Origin of the sequence: Herbidospora solisilvae (assembly GCF_009901565.1) — a bacterium.
GTDB classification, from domain to species: domain Bacteria; phylum Actinomycetota; class Actinomycetes; order Streptosporangiales; family Streptosporangiaceae; genus Herbidospora; species Herbidospora solisilvae.
The window spans coordinates 17,865-34,463 of sequence record NZ_WXEW01000015.1 but is presented as its reverse complement, the minus strand read 5'-3'; the positions used below and the strand labels follow the sequence as shown (position 1 = coordinate 34,463).

The 16,599-nt window shown below is 70.8% G+C and carries 16 protein-coding genes; all 16 read left to right on the top strand.

Annotated features, from left to right (window positions below; genetic code table 11):
* The first annotated feature begins 65 nt into the window (after window positions 1-65).
* The 16 genes from GT755_RS37225 to GT755_RS37150 all read left to right on the top strand — a co-directional run bounded on the left by GT755_RS37225 (window position 66) and on the right by GT755_RS37150 (window position 16,392).
* Window positions 66-518 (top strand): DUF2231 domain-containing protein, encoded by a 453-nt coding sequence (locus tag GT755_RS37225; protein WP_161484254.1) that lies wholly within the window; start codon window positions 66-68, stop codon window positions 516-518.
* Between the two features lie 66 nt (window positions 519-584).
* On the top strand, window positions 585-1,829 hold the full coding sequence (locus GT755_RS37220; protein WP_161484283.1) for a replication-associated recombination protein A: 1,245 nt from the start codon (window positions 585-587) through the stop codon (window positions 1,827-1,829).
* 103 nt (window positions 1,830-1,932) lie between these two features.
* Window positions 1,933-2,313, top strand: coding sequence for a DUF948 domain-containing protein (locus GT755_RS37215; protein ID WP_030456920.1), 381 nt, complete (start codon window positions 1,933-1,935; stop codon window positions 2,311-2,313).
* Complete coding sequence (locus GT755_RS37210) at window positions 2,310-2,540, top strand: hypothetical protein (RefSeq protein ID WP_161484253.1); 231 nt, start codon at window positions 2,310-2,312, stop codon at window positions 2,538-2,540. The genes GT755_RS37215 and GT755_RS37210 overlap by 4 nt, the downstream gene beginning before the upstream one ends.
* Window position 2,541: 1 nt before the next feature.
* Window positions 2,542-5,205 carry an alanine--tRNA ligase gene (alaS, locus tag GT755_RS37205; protein WP_161484252.1) on the top strand — a complete coding sequence of 888 codons (2,664 nt, stop codon included), beginning with the start codon at window positions 2,542-2,544 and terminating at the stop codon, window positions 5,203-5,205.
* A gap of 4 nt (window positions 5,206-5,209) precedes the next feature.
* The gene (gene ruvX, locus GT755_RS37200; protein ID WP_161484251.1) at window positions 5,210-5,698 is read left to right on the top strand and encodes a Holliday junction resolvase RuvX; all 489 of its coding nucleotides are present in this window, start codon (window positions 5,210-5,212) and stop codon (window positions 5,696-5,698) included.
* Complete coding sequence (gene mltG, locus GT755_RS37195; protein ID WP_202610987.1) at window positions 5,695-6,786, top strand: endolytic transglycosylase MltG; 1,092 nt, start codon at window positions 5,695-5,697, stop codon at window positions 6,784-6,786. The genes ruvX and mltG (GT755_RS37195) overlap by 4 nt, the downstream gene beginning before the upstream one ends.
* Window positions 6,787-6,922: 136 nt before the next feature.
* On the top strand, window positions 6,923-8,047 hold the full coding sequence (mltG, locus tag GT755_RS37190; RefSeq protein WP_235968228.1) for an endolytic transglycosylase MltG: 1,125 nt from the start codon (window positions 6,923-6,925) through the stop codon (window positions 8,045-8,047).
* Between the two features lie 4 nt (window positions 8,048-8,051).
* Entirely contained in the window at window positions 8,052-8,852 is an 801-nt protein-coding gene (locus GT755_RS37185) for a shikimate dehydrogenase (protein WP_407929450.1), read from the top strand.
* A gap of 207 nt (window positions 8,853-9,059) precedes the next feature.
* Window positions 9,060-9,656: a translation initiation factor IF-3 gene (gene infC / locus GT755_RS37180; protein ID WP_161484280.1), complete on the top strand. Its 597-nt coding sequence runs from the start codon at window positions 9,060-9,062 to the stop codon at window positions 9,654-9,656.
* Window positions 9,657-9,786: 130 nt separating this feature from the next.
* Entirely contained in the window at window positions 9,787-9,981 is a 195-nt protein-coding gene (gene rpmI, locus GT755_RS37175) for a 50S ribosomal protein L35 (protein WP_030456928.1), read from the top strand.
* 23 nt (window positions 9,982-10,004) lie between these two features.
* Complete coding sequence (rplT, locus tag GT755_RS37170; RefSeq protein ID WP_030456929.1) at window positions 10,005-10,385, top strand: 50S ribosomal protein L20; 381 nt, start codon at window positions 10,005-10,007, stop codon at window positions 10,383-10,385.
* A gap of 76 nt (window positions 10,386-10,461) precedes the next feature.
* Window positions 10,462-11,253 (top strand): TrmH family RNA methyltransferase, encoded by a 792-nt coding sequence (locus GT755_RS37165; RefSeq protein WP_161484249.1) that lies wholly within the window; start codon window positions 10,462-10,464, stop codon window positions 11,251-11,253.
* A gap of 108 nt (window positions 11,254-11,361) precedes the next feature.
* Window positions 11,362-12,435 (top strand): sensor histidine kinase, encoded by a 1,074-nt coding sequence (locus GT755_RS37160; protein WP_161484248.1) that lies wholly within the window; start codon window positions 11,362-11,364, stop codon window positions 12,433-12,435.
* A gap of 268 nt (window positions 12,436-12,703) precedes the next feature.
* Window positions 12,704-13,840, top strand: a complete 1,137-nt coding sequence (gene pheS, locus GT755_RS37155; RefSeq protein ID WP_456319075.1) for a phenylalanine--tRNA ligase subunit alpha — start codon at window positions 12,704-12,706, stop codon at window positions 13,838-13,840.
* Window positions 13,840-16,392, top strand: a complete 2,553-nt coding sequence (locus GT755_RS37150; protein WP_161484246.1) for a phenylalanine--tRNA ligase subunit beta — start codon at window positions 13,840-13,842, stop codon at window positions 16,390-16,392. Before pheS ends, GT755_RS37150 begins: the two co-directional genes overlap by 1 nt.
* Window positions 16,393-16,599: the final 207 nt, after the last annotated feature.

Sequence of the window (16,599 nt, the reverse complement as noted above, 5' to 3'; positions counted from 1 at the left end):
CATCCGTCTGGGAACCTGCGCGGGATCGCTCGGGTATGAGTGGATGACGAAGGAGATGTCCCCGCATGTTCGATTCCGTTTTCGGCCTCCCCCTGCATCCGCTGGTCGTCCACGCCGCCGTGGTCTTCACCCCGCTGCTGGCCGCCGTCTCCGTCGCCTACGCCCTGCTGCCCCGGTTCCGGGCGCGGCTCGACTGGGCCGTGGTGCTGCTGGCCGTCGCCGCGCCGATCAGCGTGCTCGCCGCCCGGCTGAGCGGCGAGGCGCTCAAAGAGTCGCGCTACGGCGGGCAGGCCCCCGCGCCGGTGGCCGAGCACGAGTCGTTCGCCACCCCGCTGCTGCTCACCTCGATCGCCCTGGCGGTCGTCGCGCTGGTGCTGGTCTGGGCCGTCTCCAAGGGCCGGACGGGCACCCTGACGACCGTGTTGTCGGTCCTGGCCGTGGCCGGCGCCATCGCCGTCACGTTCTACGTCGTGCGCGCCGGGCACACCGGGGCCACCGCCGTGTGGGGCCTAGGCTAGGGGTTTGTGGAGAGCCTGTTCGATTCGGCCGCACGGGACAACACGCCCGAACCCCTCGCCGTGCGCATGCGCCCGCGCACCCTCGACGAGGTCATCGGCCAGCGCCACCTGCTCGGGCCCGGCACCCCCCTGCGGCGGCTGGTCGAGAGCGAGGCCCCGATGTCGCTGTTCCTGTGGGGGCCGCCCGGCACCGGCAAGACCACGCTGGCCTACGTCGTGTCCAACGTCACCAAACGGCGGTTCGTCGAGGTCTCGGCCGTCTCGGCGGGGGTCAAGGACGTCCGTACGGCCATCGAGAACGCCCGCCGCGAACTGGGCATGACCGGCCGGCAGACCGTGCTGTTCGTCGACGAGGTCCACCGCTTCAACAAGGCCCAGCAGGACGCCCTGCTCCCGGCCGTGGAGAACCGCTGGGTCACCTTCATCGGCGCCACCACCGAGAACCCGTTCTTCTCCGTGATCTCGCCGCTGCTGTCGCGCTCGCTGCTGCTGACCCTCGAGTCGCTCACCGACGACGACGTCGGCGCCGTCCTCGACCGCGCCGTGGCCGACGAACGCGGCCTGGACGGCGCGGTCACCCTCCGGCCCGAGGCCAGGGAGCAGCTCGTCCGGCTGGCCGGGGGAGACGCCCGGCGCTCCCTCACCTACCTGGAGGCCGCCGCCCTGCTGGCCGACGACGTCACCGTCGAGGTGGTCGAGAAGGCCGTCGACAAGGCCGCCGTCCGCTACGACCGCCAGGGCGACCAGCACTACGACGTCATCAGCGCCTTCATCAAGAGCATGCGCGGCTCCGACGCCGACGCCGCCCTCCACTACCTGGCCCGCATGGTCGAGGCGGGGGAGGACCCCCGCTTCATCGCCCGCCGGATCGTCGTCTTCGCCTCCGAGGACGTCGGCATGGCCGACCCGACCGCCCTCCAGGTGGCCGTGGCCGCAGCCCAGGCGGTCGACTTCATCGGCCTGCCCGAGGGCCGCATCAACCTGGCCCAGGCGGTCATCCACTGCGCCCTGGCGCCCAAGTCGAACGCCGTGGTGAAGGCCATCGGCGCAGCTCAGGCCGACGTCAGGGCCGGGCACATCGGGCAGGTCCCGCCCCACCTGCGCGACGCCCACTACCCGGGCGCGAAGAAGCTGGGCCACGGGGAGGCCTACCGCTACCCCCACGACTTCGACCACGGCGTGGTGCGGCAGGACTACGCGCCCGAGGAACTGCGCGACCGGCGCTACTACGAGCCGACCACCCACGGGGCCGAGGCCCCGGTGGCCGAGCGGTGGGGGAAGCTGCGCGCCTTCCTGCGCGGCGAACGCTGACCCGAACACGCATGCCCGGCGATCGCCGTGGCAGAAGGCGGACCTGGAATACGCGATAGGGTTTCTGCCATTCATGCAGGGGCCCCGCCAAGGAGGTTCGCCCATGCTCACCGCCGGAGAGGTCGCGGGCCTGATCGTCGCCATGTTCTGGGCGATCCTCGTCTGCTTCCTGGCCTACGTGCTGATCAAACTGGCCCGGCTGCTCACCGCCACCACCAAGGTCGTCAACGAGCTCGGCGACAAAGTGGTGCCCCTGCTCAACGAGGTCAGCTACACGGTCAGCGAGACCAACCGCCAGCTCGTCGCGGTGGAGGCGATAGCCTCCAACGTGAAGGAGGTCAGCGACGACGTCGCCAAGATCACCGGGCTGGCCTCGACGGTCGTGACCGGGCCGCTGATCAAGGTCTCCTCGATCGCCCACGGCATCCGCGGCGCCCTGTCGCGGCGCGGTCGGCGGAGGAAGTCGCTGGAGCCGCGGCCGTGATCCGCCGCCTCTTCTACATGACGCTGGGCGCCTCGCTGGCGGTCTGGGTCATGCGCAAACTGGAGTCACTGAGGCCCGACCACGTCGCCCGGCGCACCGCCCACCAGGTGCGCGACTTCGCCGGCGACGTGCGCGCCATGGCGGCGAGCAGGGAAAACGAGTTGCGGGCCCGGCACGGGCTCGGAACAGTCGGACATATCACCAACGACGTAAAGGACGGCCGCTGAAATGGAGTCGGCAGAGATCGTACGCCGCTTCCTGCGCTTCTTCGAAGAGCGCGGGCACACCGTCGTGCCCTCGGCCAGCCTGGTCGCAGAGGACCCGACGCTGCTGCTGGTCAACGCGGGCATGGTCCCGTTCAAGCCCTACTTCCTCGGGCAGCAGAAGCCGCCCTACAAGCGGGCCGCCAGCGCGCAGAAGGTCATCCGCACCCTCGACATCGACGAGGTCGGCAAGACCACGCGGCACGCCAGCTTCTTCCAGATGCTCGGCAACTTCTCGTTCGGCGACTACTTCAAGGAGCAGGCGATCCCCTTCGCGTGGGAGCTGCTCACCAGCCCGGTCGCCGCGGGCGGCTTCGGGTTCCCCGAAGAGAAGATGTGGGTCACGGTCTACCTCGACGACGACGAGGCGATCGAGATCTGGAAGCGGGCCGGCGTCCCGGCCGAGCGCATCCAGCGCCGCGACCTGGCCGACAACTACTGGCACATGGGCGTCCCGGGCCCCGGCGGCCCCTGCTCGGAGATCTACTTCGACCGGGGCCCCGAATACGGCCGCGAGGGCGGGCCCGTCGCCGACGAGACCCGTTATCTCGAGGTCTGGAACAACGTCTTCATGCAGTACACGCTCGGCGCGGTCCGCTCGAAGATCGACTTCGACGTGGTCGGCGAGCTGCCCGCCAAGAGCGTCGACACCGGCATGGGCCTGGAGCGCATGGCGGCGATCCTGCAGGGCGTCGACAACATCTACGAGATCGACACCACCTTCAAGATCCTCAGCCGGGCGGCCGAGCTGACCGGCACCCGCTACGGCGCCGACGCCCGCAACGACGTGTCGCTGCGGGTCATCGCCGACCACCTGCGGGCGGGCGTCATGCTCGTCGGCGACGGCGTGCTGCCCTCCAACGAGGGCCGGGGCTACGTGCTGCGCCGCATGCTCCGCCGGGCGATCCGCAACCTGCGCCTGCTCGGCTCGGGCGAGGAGCGCTACATGCACGAGCTCACCGCCACCACCATCGGCACGATGGGCGAGCAGTACCACGACCTGATCGCCGACGCGGCGCAGATCCACGGCGTGATCGACGCCGAGGAGGCGTCCTTCCTGGGCACCCTCCGCACCGGCACCACGATCTTCGACACGGCGGTCGCCGAGAGCAAGAAGGCGCACACGTCGGTCCTGTCGGGCGACAAGGCGTTCCAGCTCCACGACACCTACGGCTTCCCGATCGACCTGACCCTCGAGATGGCGGCCGAGCAGGGCCTGAAGGTCGACGAAGAGGGCTTCCGCCGCCTGATGGCCGAGCAGCGCGACCGCGCGAAGGCCGACTCGAAGCTGAAGAAGACCGGCAACGCCGACATCTCGGTGTTCGGCCAGATCCTCGAGAAGGCGGGCAAGGTCGAGTTCCTCGGCTACGACCACCTGACCACCGACACCGAGATCGCCGGCGTCATCGTCGACGGCGCGCCGGTGCCGGTCGCGGGCGCGGGCACCACCGTCGAGGTCGTGCTGCTGCGCACCCCGTTCTACGCCGAGGGCGGCGGCCAGCTCGCCGACCAGGGCGTCATCAAGGTCGAGAACGGCGAGATCGAGGTCGTCGACGTGCAGTCGCCGATCGCGGGCCTGGTCGTCCACCGCGGCAAGGTCACCTCCGGCGAGGTCAAGGTCGGCGACGCCGCCCACGCGGCGATCGACGTCGACCGCCGCCGGTCGATCTCGCGCAGCCACACCGCGACCCACCTGGTGCACCGCGGCTTCCGCAACGCGCTCGGCGAGACCGCCGCGCAGGCCGGTTCGGAGAACTCGCCGGGCCGTTTCCGGTTCGACTTCACCTCGGCCGGCGCGGTGCCCGTCAGCGTGCTGCGCGACGTCGAAGACGAGGTCAACGCGACGCTGATCGACGACCTCAAGGTCAACGTCCTGCACACCTCGCAGGCCGAGGCGCGCAAGATGGGCGCCCTGGCCCTGTTCGGCGAGAAGTACGGCGACGTCGTGCGCATCGTCGAGGTCGGCGACTACTCGCGCGAGCTCTGCGGCGGCACCCACGTCGCCAGTTCGGGCCAGCTCGGCCTGATCAAGGTGCTCGGCGAGTCGTCGATCGGCGCCGGGGTGCGCCGCGTGGAGGCCCTGGTGGGTCTCGACGCGTTCCGCCACCTGGCCCGCGAGAGCGTGCTGGTCTCGCAGCTCAGCGGAGCGCTCAAGGCGCGGCCCGAGGAGCTGCCCGAGCGGGTCGACGGCATCGTCACCCGGTTGCGCAACGCAGAGAAGGAGCTGGAGAGACTGCGGTCGGCGCAGGTGCTCGCGGTGGCCGGGGAGCTCGCGTCCGGGGCCTCGGACATCCAGGGCGTTTCCGTCGTAACGCACCGCGCGCCTGCTGGTACCACCCCTGATGACCTGCGTAAACTCGCTCTCGATGTGCGCGGCCGGTTCCCCGGAAGCGCCGCGGTGGTCGTCGTCGCCGGTGTCCCCTCGGACCGTCCCGTCGTGGTCGCCGCTGTCAACGAGGCGGGACGCGACCGAGGGCTGAAGGCGGGCCGTCTGGTAGGAGTCGCCGCCAAGGCACTTGGGGGTGGCGGTGGCGGCAAGGACGATGTCGCGCAGGGCGGGGGGACGAACGCGGGCGCTGTCGACGACGCGCTGCGTGCGGTCATCGAGGCGATCAACGCCAGCCTGTGACGTCATGAGACGGGGCACACGACTCGGCGTCGACGCCGGGTCGGTCCGCATCGGCGTGGCCCGCAGCGACCCTTCGGGGCTGCTGGCCACGCCGGTCGAGACGGTCAAGCGCGGCAGGGGCGACCTCGACCGCCTCGCCGCGCTGGTCGCCGAACACGAGGTCGTCGAGGTCGTCGTCGGCCTCCCCACCTCCCTGTCGGGCCGGGAGTCCCACGCGGCCGGGGCCGCCCGCGAGTTCGCGGCGGCGCTGGCCGCCCGCGTCGCGCCGGTCCCGGTCCGCCTCTACGACGAGCGCCTGACCACCGTGACCGCGCAGGCCAACCTGCGCCAGAGCGGCCGCAAGGCCAGGAACCAGCGCGACGTCATCGACCAGGCGGCGGCCGTGGTGCTGCTCCAGGCCGCCCTCGACGGCGAGCGTGCGTCCGGCAAACCACCAGGTCATCCCCTCGACCCACCCCCCGGTGGAGAAACGAGTCCCGGGACCGAGCGGTGAGCCCGCAGGAGTGGGACACGTTCCTGCTTGCCGGTGAGGCCGAGCCCGTCGACCACGAGGTCCGCCGCGACCGCACCCGGAAGATCGTCTACGCCGGGCTGGCGGCCGTGGCGACCGCCGGGATCGTCGGCCTCTACACGCTGGCCCGCCCGTTTCTGGGACCCGACGACTTCGAGGGCGCCGGAACCGGCCCGGTCGTGGTCCGCATCAGTCCCGGCGAGAGCGCGGTCCAGATCGCCGAGACGCTCGCCAAGGCGGGGGTGGTGGCCAGTTCCGGGGCGTTCGTCCGGGAGGTGGAGGCCCGCGCCAAGTCGGGCAGCCTGCGGCCAGGGGACTACCGGCTGAACAAGGGCATGTCCGCCTCGATCGCGCTCGACCGGCTGCTCGACCGCGACTCGCGGGTGTCCCGGCGGGTGACCATCCCCGAGGGGCTGCGCGCCAAGGAGGTGTACGTCCGCCTCTCGGCCGCCTCCGGTGTCCCGGTCGCCGAGTTCGAGAAGGCGGCGGCGCAACCTGCCGCGCTCGGGCTGCCGTCCTACGCCAAGTCGGTCGAGGGCTTCCTGTTCCCGGCGACCTACGAGGTCGAGCCGTCGAGCACCGCCAGGAGCCTGCTGCGCGACATGGCCGCCCAGTTCGGCCGGGTCGCCGACCGCCTGGGACTCGACTCGCGCGAGGGCATGAGCCCCCTCGACGTGGTGACCACGGCCAGCATCGTGCAGGCCGAGGGCGGGCGTGACGACGACTATCCCAAGATCGCTAGAGTGATCTACAACCGCCTCAAAAAGGGCGGGCGCCTCGAAATGGACTCGACGACCATGTACGGCCTCGGCAAGTACGGCATCGCCGCGACCATCGACGAGACCCGCGACGACTCTCCGTACAACACCTATCGGATCGATGGTCTACCGCCTGGTCCGATCGGAAACCCCGGTGAGCAGGCACTTCGGGCGGCCTTGAAGCCAGCGAAGGGTGATTGGTACTGGTTTGTCACTACAGATCCAGGCCGTAGAATCACCAAATTCACTGACAACGAAGGCGAGTTCGTGAAATATCGGGAAGAGCTGAACAGGTACCTCGGGACGAACTAGGCCGAACGATGACCGACGGTCCGCGTGCCGGACCGAGATCCATACCGAAGCTTGATCCCCCCTCGGTTTGGCGCATCGCTTGACGCGAGGCCAGTCCTACCGAGAGATTGGCCAGCGCACTATGAACGACCTCGACATGGACTCTTTGCTCGGCGCCTCCGACGAGGGGGGGCCGAGGCGTTCGCGCCGACAGCAGAGCCGCAGCCGGCGCCGCAGGCGGCGTACCAGGCGCAAGGGCGCGGCCGCGTCCCTGATCGCGATCGTGATCATCGTCGGCATCCTGGGCGGCGGCGGTTACCTGGGCTACAAGTGGGTCAGCGACGCCGTGACGGCCGACGACTACACCGGCTCTGGCACCGGTGAAGTGGTCATCGTGATCGAGGAGGGCGCCTCCGCCGGCGACGTCGCCGCCGAACTGGAGAAGGAGGACGTCGTGGCCAGCGCCCGTGCCTTCATCCAGGCCGTCGACGCGGCCGGCAAGGGCGGCTCGCTCCAGCCCGGCCACTACGCGATGAAGAAGCGCATGTCGGCCGCCGCCGCCGTCGGGCTGCTCGACCCCGACAAGCGCCTGCGCGACAGCCTGACCATCCCCGAGGGCTACCGCGCCACCCGCGTCTACGACACCCTCGCCGAGGCGACCGGCATCCCCGCCAAGGAGTTCGCCGACGCCGCCAAGGGCGACATCGGCCTGCCGTCCTACGCGAAGGGCAGGGCCGAGGGCTTCCTGTTCCCGGCGACCTACGAGCTGCCGCCGAACATCACCGCGAGCGAGATCCTCACCCGGATGACCGACCGCTTCAACGAGACCGCCCAGAAGTTCGACCTGAACGCCGAGGCGAAGCGGCTCGGCTTCACCCCGATGGAGATCATGACCGTCGCGAGCATCGTGCAGGCCGAGTCGGGCACCCCCGACGACATGGGCAAGGTGGCCCGGGTCATCTACAACCGGCTGGCGCTCAACCCGCCGATGAAGCTCCAGATGGACTCCACCACGATGTACGGCCTGGGCAAGTACGGCATCGCCGCGACCTTCGAGGAGACCCGCGACGACTCGCCCTACAACACCTACCGGGTCGACGGCCTGCCGCCCGGCCCGATCGCCAACCCCGGCGACCACGCCATCGAGGCCGCGCTGAAGCCCGCCAAGGGCGACTGGTTGTTCTTCGTGACCACCGACCCGGAGAACGGCGTCACCGAGTTCACCGCCAGCGAGGCCGAGTTCGTCCGCCTGCGCGACAAGTTCCACGCCACCCAGAATTGACCACGTGAACAAGAGAGCAGCCGTCCTCGGCTTCCCGGTCCGCCACTCGTTGTCGCCCTACCTCCACCGGGCGGCCTACGCCGCGCTCGGCCTGACCGGCTGGCGGTACGACGCGATCGAGTGCCGGGAGGAGGAACTGGCCGCCTTCGTCGGCGGCCTCGGCCCCGAATGGGCCGGGCTGTCGCTGACCATGCCGCTCAAGCGGGTGGTGTTCCCGCTGCTCGACACGGTCGCGCCGCTGGCGGTCGAGGTCGGCGCGGCCAACACCGTGATCTTCCGCGACGGCGCCCGGCACGGCGCCAACACCGACGTCCACGGCATCGTCGCCGCCCTGGCCGAGGCGGGGGTGCCGGCCCCCGCCAGCGCGACCGTCCTCGGGGGCGGCGCCACCGCCGCCTCGGCGCTGGCCGCGCTGCGCGAGCTCGGGCTCGCGGAGGCGACCCTGGTGGTACGCGACCCGCGCCGCGCCGGGGAGACCCTGGAGGTGGCCGAACGGCTGGGAATGTCCGTCGACGTCCAGGCGTTCGAGAGTTTCGACACATCCGTGGATCTGCTGATCTCCACCCTGCCCTCGGGGGCGGCCGACGGGCTGGCCGTCGAGGCCTCCCGGGCGCGGGCCGTCTTCGACGTCGTCTACTCGCCGTGGCCGACGGAGCTGGCCCAGGCCGTGCGGAAGGAGGGCGGGACGATCGTCGGGGGCTTCTCGATGTTGCTGCACCAGGCGGTGCGGCAGGTCGAGCTGATGACCGGGCGGTCGCCGGTCCCGGTGGAGGCCATGCGGACCGCGGGTGAGTCGGCGTTGTAATCGTGCTAAACTCATGAACCGATCGGTCCGGCACGTGCCGGACGCGCAAGCGGAGGTCCTCCTCCCACCTGATCAGCCGCGAGGCAGACGGGTTCAAGGATCACAATCGAGTTCTCGGACTCAGTGGCCCCGCATGCGTGACGTGCCGGGGTCTATTCGTGTTTCCGGCATGGTCGAACACACAGGCGAAGGTCCCTTGGAGGTCCCATCAGCACCGAGCCCCGCATCAACGATCGTATTCGTGTCCCCGAGGTCCGCCTCGTCGGCCCGAACGGCGAGCAGGTCGGCATCGTCTCCATCCACGACGCCCTGAAGCTCGCCCAGGAGTCCGACCTCGATCTCGTTGAGGTCGCGGCGACGGCACGCCCGCCTGTCTGCAAGCTCATGGACTACGGCAAGTTCAAGTACGAGTCGGCCATGAAGGCGCGCGAAGCCCGCCGCAACCAGGCACACACGATCATCAAGGAGATCAAGCTCCGGCCGAAGATCGACCCGCACGACTACGAGACCAAGAAGGGTCACGTCGTGCGCTTCCTCAAGGCGGGGGACAAGGTCAAGGTCACGATCATGTTCCGCGGACGTGAGCAGTCGCGTCCCGAACTGGGCTTCCGGCTCCTGCAGCGGCTCGCTGAGGATGTCACCGAGCTGGGCTTCGTGGAGTCGCAGCCGAAGCAGGACGGCCGAAACATGATCATGGTGATCGGCCCGCACAAGAAGAAGGCCGAGGCGAAGGCCGAGAAGGCCGCGGCTCGGGCGACCCGCGACGACGACTCGGCGGCCGACACGGTCGCCGCCGAGGAATAAAAACCGCCGCGCGGACGCACAGACTGGGAGCCCGTTCTTCGCGGCTCTTGCGAGTCAGGAACGCCGGTTACCCGGCCCCCTTCGCGGGGCCGGGAGATCGGCTTGGAACAACGAGGGAGAGACGGCTGAGATGCCGAAGATGAAGACGCACAGTGGTGCGAAGAAGCGCTTCCGGGTCACCGGCTCCGGCAAGATCGTGCGCCGCCGGGCCAACCGGAAGCACCTTTTCGAGCACAAGCCGTCCACCCGCACGCGCAGGCTTGAGAACGACGTGGTCATGTCCGACGCGGACACCAAGAAGATCAAGAAGCTGCTCGCTAAGTAACGACCCCCGGGGAGAAGAACAACATGGCACGCGTGAAGCGGGCGCTCAACGCCAAGAAGAAGCGCAGGGTCGTCCTCGAGCGGGCGAGCGGTTACCGGGGTCAGCGGTCGCGTCTGTACCGCAAGGCCAAGGAGCAGATGCTCCACTCGATGACCTATGCGTACGCCCACCGCAAGGACAAGAAGGGCGCGTTCCGCCGCCTCTGGATCCAGCGGATCAACGCCGCCGCTCGTCAGAACGGCATGACCTACAACCGGCTCATCCAGGGTCTGCGCCTTGCCGGCATCGAGGTCGACCGCAAGATCCTCGCCGATCTCGCGGTGAACGACTCGCAGACCTTCGCCACGCTGGTCGAGGCCGCCAAGAAGGCGCTCCCGTCCGACGTGAACGCTCCGGTCGCCTAAGCGATCATCTGCTTTCCGGAAGGGCTCACCGTTCCTGGTGGGCCCTTCTTTCCGTCTCGGAGGGAAACGTGACCGAGTGACCGAGTTGACCAATCCCAAGTCGCCGCGCGTCAAAGCCGCTCGGAGGCTGACCAAGCGGGCCTTCCGGGACCGCGACCGGGCCTTCCTCGCCGAGGGGCCCCAGGCGGTGCGGGAGGCGCTGGCGCTGCCCGGGGTGACGGTGGAGCTGTTCGCCACCGCCGAGGCCGAGACCCGGCACGCCGACATCGTCGGCGCGGCCGTGAGCGCCGGGGTGCCGGTGTTCCGGGCCAGCGGCGAGGTGATGGCCGAGCTCGCCCAGACGGTCACCCCGCAGGGCCTGATGGCGGTGTGCAAATTCGTCCACGTGCCCCTGTCCTCGGTCGAGGAGACCCGGCTGGTGGCGGTGCTGGCGCACGTCCGCGACCCCGGCAACGCCGGCACCGTGCTGCGCACGGCCGACGCCGCCGGAGCCGACGCGGTGGTGTTCACCGACGCGTCCGTAGACCCCTACAACGGCAAGTGTGTACGGGCCAGCGCGGGCAGCCTCTTCCACCTGCCCGTCGTGACCGGGCTGCCGGTCGACAAGGCCGTGGCCGAGCTGAAGGACCGGGGCCTGCGCATCCTGGCCGCCGACGGCACCGGCACGGCCACCCTCGACGACGTCGACCTCGCCGCCCCCACGGCCTGGGTGTTCGGCAACGAGGCGTGGGGCCTGCCGCCCGAGGTGCTGGCCCTGGCCGACGAGGTCGTCCGGGTGCCGATCTACGGCCGCGCCGAGAGCCTGAACCTGGCCACCGCCGCCGCGGTGTGCCTGTACGCCAGCGCGCGAGTTCTCCGGCAGATCTGACATTCCGTGTAATAGGTGCGTACCCGGTCCGTGACGGGCTGCCGAAGGGCTCCGGAAACCCGCTATTGTCGGCGGAGACGGCTCGCGGAGCACGGCTGGAGGGGTCCTTTGCGCGGCGAGAACACCCATGGACGGGTCGCCGACCCGTCGAGTGTGATCGCCATCGACGCCCTTCCCGACGGCGTCGTCGTGGTCGACGGCGACGGCGTCGTGATGGCCGTGAACAGGGCGGCCGAACGCCTGACCGGGCTGCACCGCAAGACGTCCCCCGGGCGTCACGTGGGCGACGTGCTCCCGTTGCGCGACGCCGAGGGGCGCGACTGGTGGAAGTGGCTCGACCCCCGGGGCGGCCTGTCCATCCGGTCCCGCCAGGTCGAGCTCCCGCTCCAGCTCGACGGCCGCGACCTGCTGGTCACGGCGGCGTTCGTGCGCACCCCCGCGCGGGCCGGCCGGGTGATCCGCGTGGTGATCACCCTGCGCGACGCCGGGGCCCGCCGCCGCCTGGAGCGGAGCCGGGCCGACCTCGTCTCGACCGTGGCCCACGAGCTGCGCTCGCCGCTGACCAGCGTGAAGGGCTTCACCGCCACGCTGCTGGCCAAGTGGGACCGGTTCAACGACGCCCAGAAGCTCGTCATGCTCCAGACGGTCAACTCCGACGCCGACCGGGTGACCCGGCTGATCACCGAACTGCTCGACGTCTCCCGCATCGAGTCCGGGCGGGTGGAGATCCGGCGGCAGGTCGTCGACATCCCCGCCCGCGCGCGGCGCATCATCGCCGGCCGCGTGGCCGCCGGCGAGCCCGAAGACCGGTTCTCGCTCACGGTTCTGGGCGACCTGCCGGAGATGTGGCTCGACCAGGACAAGATGGATCAAATCCTCGGCAACCTCGTCGAAAACGCGGTGCGACACGGCGGCGGTAAGGTGACAATCGTCGTAGAGCCCGTCGAATGGGGAGTGGCCGTGTCCGTGCGTGACCAGGGCGAGGGCGTCAAGCCCGAGCTGGCCTCGCGCGTCTTCCGCCAGTTCTGGCGCGGCAACGACCGCCGCCGCGGCGGCACCGGCCTCGGCCTCTTCATCGTCAAGGGCCTCGTCGAGGCCCACGGCGGCACCATCACCGTCGAACGCGCCCCCGGCGGCGGCGCGGAGTTCCGATTTATCATGCCCACCGGCACTCCTGTCTGATTGCCGCGCCTCCGGCGCGGCGGGCCAAGCGCTCTGGACCCGGTGGGCTCCTTCGCCGCTCTAGTCGCTTCGCTCCTGCCGCTCCTCCTCGCCCACCGGCGCGCTTGGCCGGATATCTGGCCACATTTCTTGGTCTGGCGGGTCACTCCATGTCGGACCACAGGGGTGAGACCAGGTGCGGCCTGGGGAATCGACCGGATTTCAAGCGGCCCGCTTCCGACGGCGCAGGTCCGGCGGGCGGGCTTAGGGCTTTCCTTTAGCTACTAGAATCAGGGGCCGCCATTCCGGCCCTGGATACGGAGTTCCCTTGTCTGATTACGACCCGGTCGAGGTGACACCGCTGCACGCCGACGAGCTGGCGCGCGCGGAGGCCGATGCCCTCGCCGCCATCTCCTCGGCCGCGGATCTCGACGAACTGAAGCAGGTCAGGCTGGCCCACGCCGGTGACCGGTCCCCGATCGCGCTGGCCAACCGGGAGATCGGCGCGCTGCCGCCGGCCGCCCGCGCCGAGGCCGGCAAGCGGATCGGCGCCGCCCGCAGGGCCGTCGGCGAGGCGCTGGCCGCCCGCCAGACCGAGCTGGAGGCCGAGCGCGACGCTCGCGTGCTGGTCGAGGAGACCGTCGACGTCACCCTCCCGTGGGACCGCGCGCCGCGCGGGGCCCGCCACCCGCTGACCACGCTCCAGGAGCGGATCGCCGACTGCTTCGTGGCCATGGGCTACGAGGTCGCCGAGGGCCCGGAGCTGGAGGCCGAGTGGTTCAACTTCGACGCGCTGAACATCGCGCCCGACCACCCGGCCCGCTCCGACCACGACACCTTCTTCGTCGAGTCGGTCAAGTCGGGCAAGGTGCTGCGCACCCAGACCTCGCCGGTCCAGATCCGCGCCCTGCTGGAGCGCCCGCTGCCGGTCTACGTCATCTCGCCCGGCAAGGTGTTCCGCACCGACGAGCTCGACGCCACCCACACCCCGGTGTTCCACCAGGTCGAGGGCCTCGCGATCGACAAGGGCCTGACGATGGCCCACCTGAAGGGCACGCTCGACCGGTTCGCCGAGGTCATGTTCGGCGAGGGCATCTCGACCCGGTTCCGGCCCAACTACTTCCCCTTCACCGAGCCGTCGGCCGAGATGGACCTGCGCTGCTTCGTCTGCCGCGGCGCGTCCGCCGTGCCGGGCAACCCGCCGTGCCGGACCTGCAAGTCCGAGGGCTGGATCGAGTGGGGCGGCTGCGGCATGGTCAACCCGCGGGTGCTGATCGCCTGCGGCGTCGACCCCTCGGTCTACTCCGGGTTCGCGTTCGGCATGGGCATCGAGCGCACCCTGATGTTCCGCCACAACGCAGAAGACATGCGCGACATGGTCGAAGGCGACATCCGCTTCACCCTGCCGTTCGGAATGGAGGTCTGATGAAGGTCCCGCTTTCGTGGCTGCGGGAGTACGTCGATCTCCCGCCCGTCACCGCACACGAGGTCGCCGACAAGCTCACCGCCGCCGGTCTCAAGCTGGAGGCCATCGCCTCCCACGGTCACGACCTGAAGAACGTCGTGGTCGGCAAGGTCATCGAGATCGAGGAGCTGACCGGCTTCAAGAAGCCGATCCGCCACTGCCTGGTCGAGGTCGGCGAGGCCGAGCCGCGCGAGATCGTCTGCGGCGCGACCAACTTCGGCATCGGCGCGGTCGTCCCGGTCGCACTGCCCGGCGCGGTGCTGCCGGGCGGGTTCGAGATCGCCTCCCGCAAGACCTACGGCCGCCTGTCCGACGGCATGATCTGCTCCGAGGCCGAGCTCGGCATCGCCGAGTCGTCCCCCGGCATCCTGCTGCTGCCCGACGACACCCCCCTCGGGGCCGACGTCGTCGAGCTGCTGGGGCTGCGTGACGACGTACTGGAACTGGAGATCACCCCCGACTGCGGCTACGCGCTGTCGATCCGGGGTGTGGCCCGTGAGGCGGCGACCGCGTTCGGCGTGCCGTTCCGCGACCCGGCCGCGCTGGAGCTCCCGGCCGCCGAAGGGGTCACCCACCCCGCGGAGATCGGCGACCCGACGGCCTGCGACCGGTTCGTGCTGCGCGCCGTCTCCGGGTTCGACCCCTCCGCCGAGTCGCCGCTGTGGATGCGCGTGCGGCTCACCCGCGCGGGCATGCGGCCGGTCTCGCTGGCCGTCGACGTCACCAACTACGTGATGCTGGAGCTCGGCCAGCCGCTCCACGCGTTCGACAGGAACACCCTCCAGGGCGGCATCGTGGTGCGCCGCGCCCTGCCGGGCGAGCGCCTGGAGACCCTCGACCACGTCACCCGTGACCTGGCCGAAGACGACATCCTGATCACCGACGACTCGGGCGCGATCGGGCTGGCCGGCACCATGGGCGGCCTGTCGACCGAGATCTCCGGCTCGACGACCGACATCGTCATCGAGGCCGCCCACTTCTCGGCCACCGGCGTGGCCCGCATGTCGCGGCGGCACAACCTGGTGTCCGAGGCGTCCAAGCGCTTCGAGCGCGGCGTCGACCGCGAGCTGCCGCTCGTGGCGTCGTGGCGCGCGGTCCAGCTCCTCACCGAGCTGGGCGACGGCGTGGCCGAGCCCGGCGTGACCCACGCGCAGATCGACGTGGCGCCCGTGTCGATCACCATCCCGTCGGGTCACCCGGCGCGGGTCGCGGGTGTGCCCTACTCCCGCGAGACCGTGGTCACCCGCCTGGAGCAGGTCGGCTGCCGCGTCGTCGACGGCGTCGCCCCGGCCGCCGAGGGTGGTCGCGGCGTGGCCGCCACGGGTGTCGTGACCAGTGGCGACCTGGCCGCGAAGCTGGCCGTGACCGGCGACGACCCGATCACGGTCTACCCGCCGAGCTGGCGTCCCGACCTGACCGACCCCAACGACCTGGCCGAAGAGGTCATCCGGCTGGAGGGCTACGACACGCTGCCCTCGGTCCTGCCGGCGGCCCCGGCGGGCGCGGGCCTGACCGAGACGCAGCGGCTGCGCCGCCGGGTCGGCCGCTCGCTGGCGCTGTCGGGCTACGTCGAGGTGCTGTCCTACCCGTTCATCGGCGCCCGCGACCTCGACCACCTGCAGCTTCCCGCCGACGACGACCGTCGCCGCGCGACCCGGCTGGTCAACCCGCTCAGCGAAGACGAGCCGTTCATGCGGACCACGCTGCTGCCGGGCCTGCTCAAGACCCTGGTCCGCAACGTCGGCCGCGGCTTCACCGACCTGGCCCTGTTCGAGACGGGCCTGGTCTACCGCCCCGGCGCCGACGCCCCGGAGACGGCGCCGATCCTGACGGTGGAGCGCCGCCCGACCGACGAGGAGCTGGCGCTGTTCGCCGCCGCGCTTCCCGAGCAGCCGGTCCGCGTCGCGGCCGTCCTGGCCGGGGAGTTCGAGCGGTCCGGCTGGTGGGGCCAGGGCCGCGCGGCGACCTGGGCCGACGCGATCGAGGCCGCCCGCGCGGTGGCCCGCGAGGCGGGCGTCACGCTGGACATCCGCGCCGACCAGCACGAGCCGTGGCACCCCGGCCGCTGCGCCGCCCTCTACGCGGGCGAGATCCTGGTGGGCCACGCCGGCGAACTGCACCCGCGTGTCGTGGAGGCCTTCGGCCTGCCGAAGCGCACGGCGGCGATGGAGCTCGAACTGTCCCGCCTCGCCGCCCCGGTGCCGGTGCAGACCCCGTCGATCTCCGCCTACCCGGTGGCGACCCAGGACGTCGCGCTGATCGTGCCCGCCGACACCCCCGTGTCGTCGGTCGAGGCCGCCCTGCGCGACGGCGCGGGCGACCTGCTGGAGTCGGTGCGCCTGTTCGACGTCTACGAGGGCGCGCAGGCGGGCGAGGGCAACAAGTCCCTGGCCTACACCCTGCGTTTCCGCGCCACCGACCGGACCCTGACGGCCGACGAGATCGCCGCCGCCCGCGACGCGGCGGTCGACCTGGCCGCCGCCCGGATCGGAGCCCGCCTGCGCGGGGTGTGATCGCGTTGCGGAAGACGAGGGCGCCGGGTCTCCCCGGCGCCCTCGTCGTGGTCGAAGGCTCTTTTTCCGTTACGGCTCCGCCTGGCCGGCCACCCGACCGGGTCTGACCGCCCTCCCCGCCGCGCCGTTTCCACCCGGAGGAACAAAAGGACTCCCGGGTGGAAGAGGTGTGCTCCCCGGATGGCAGGGAGCGCTGAGTAGGCGGAA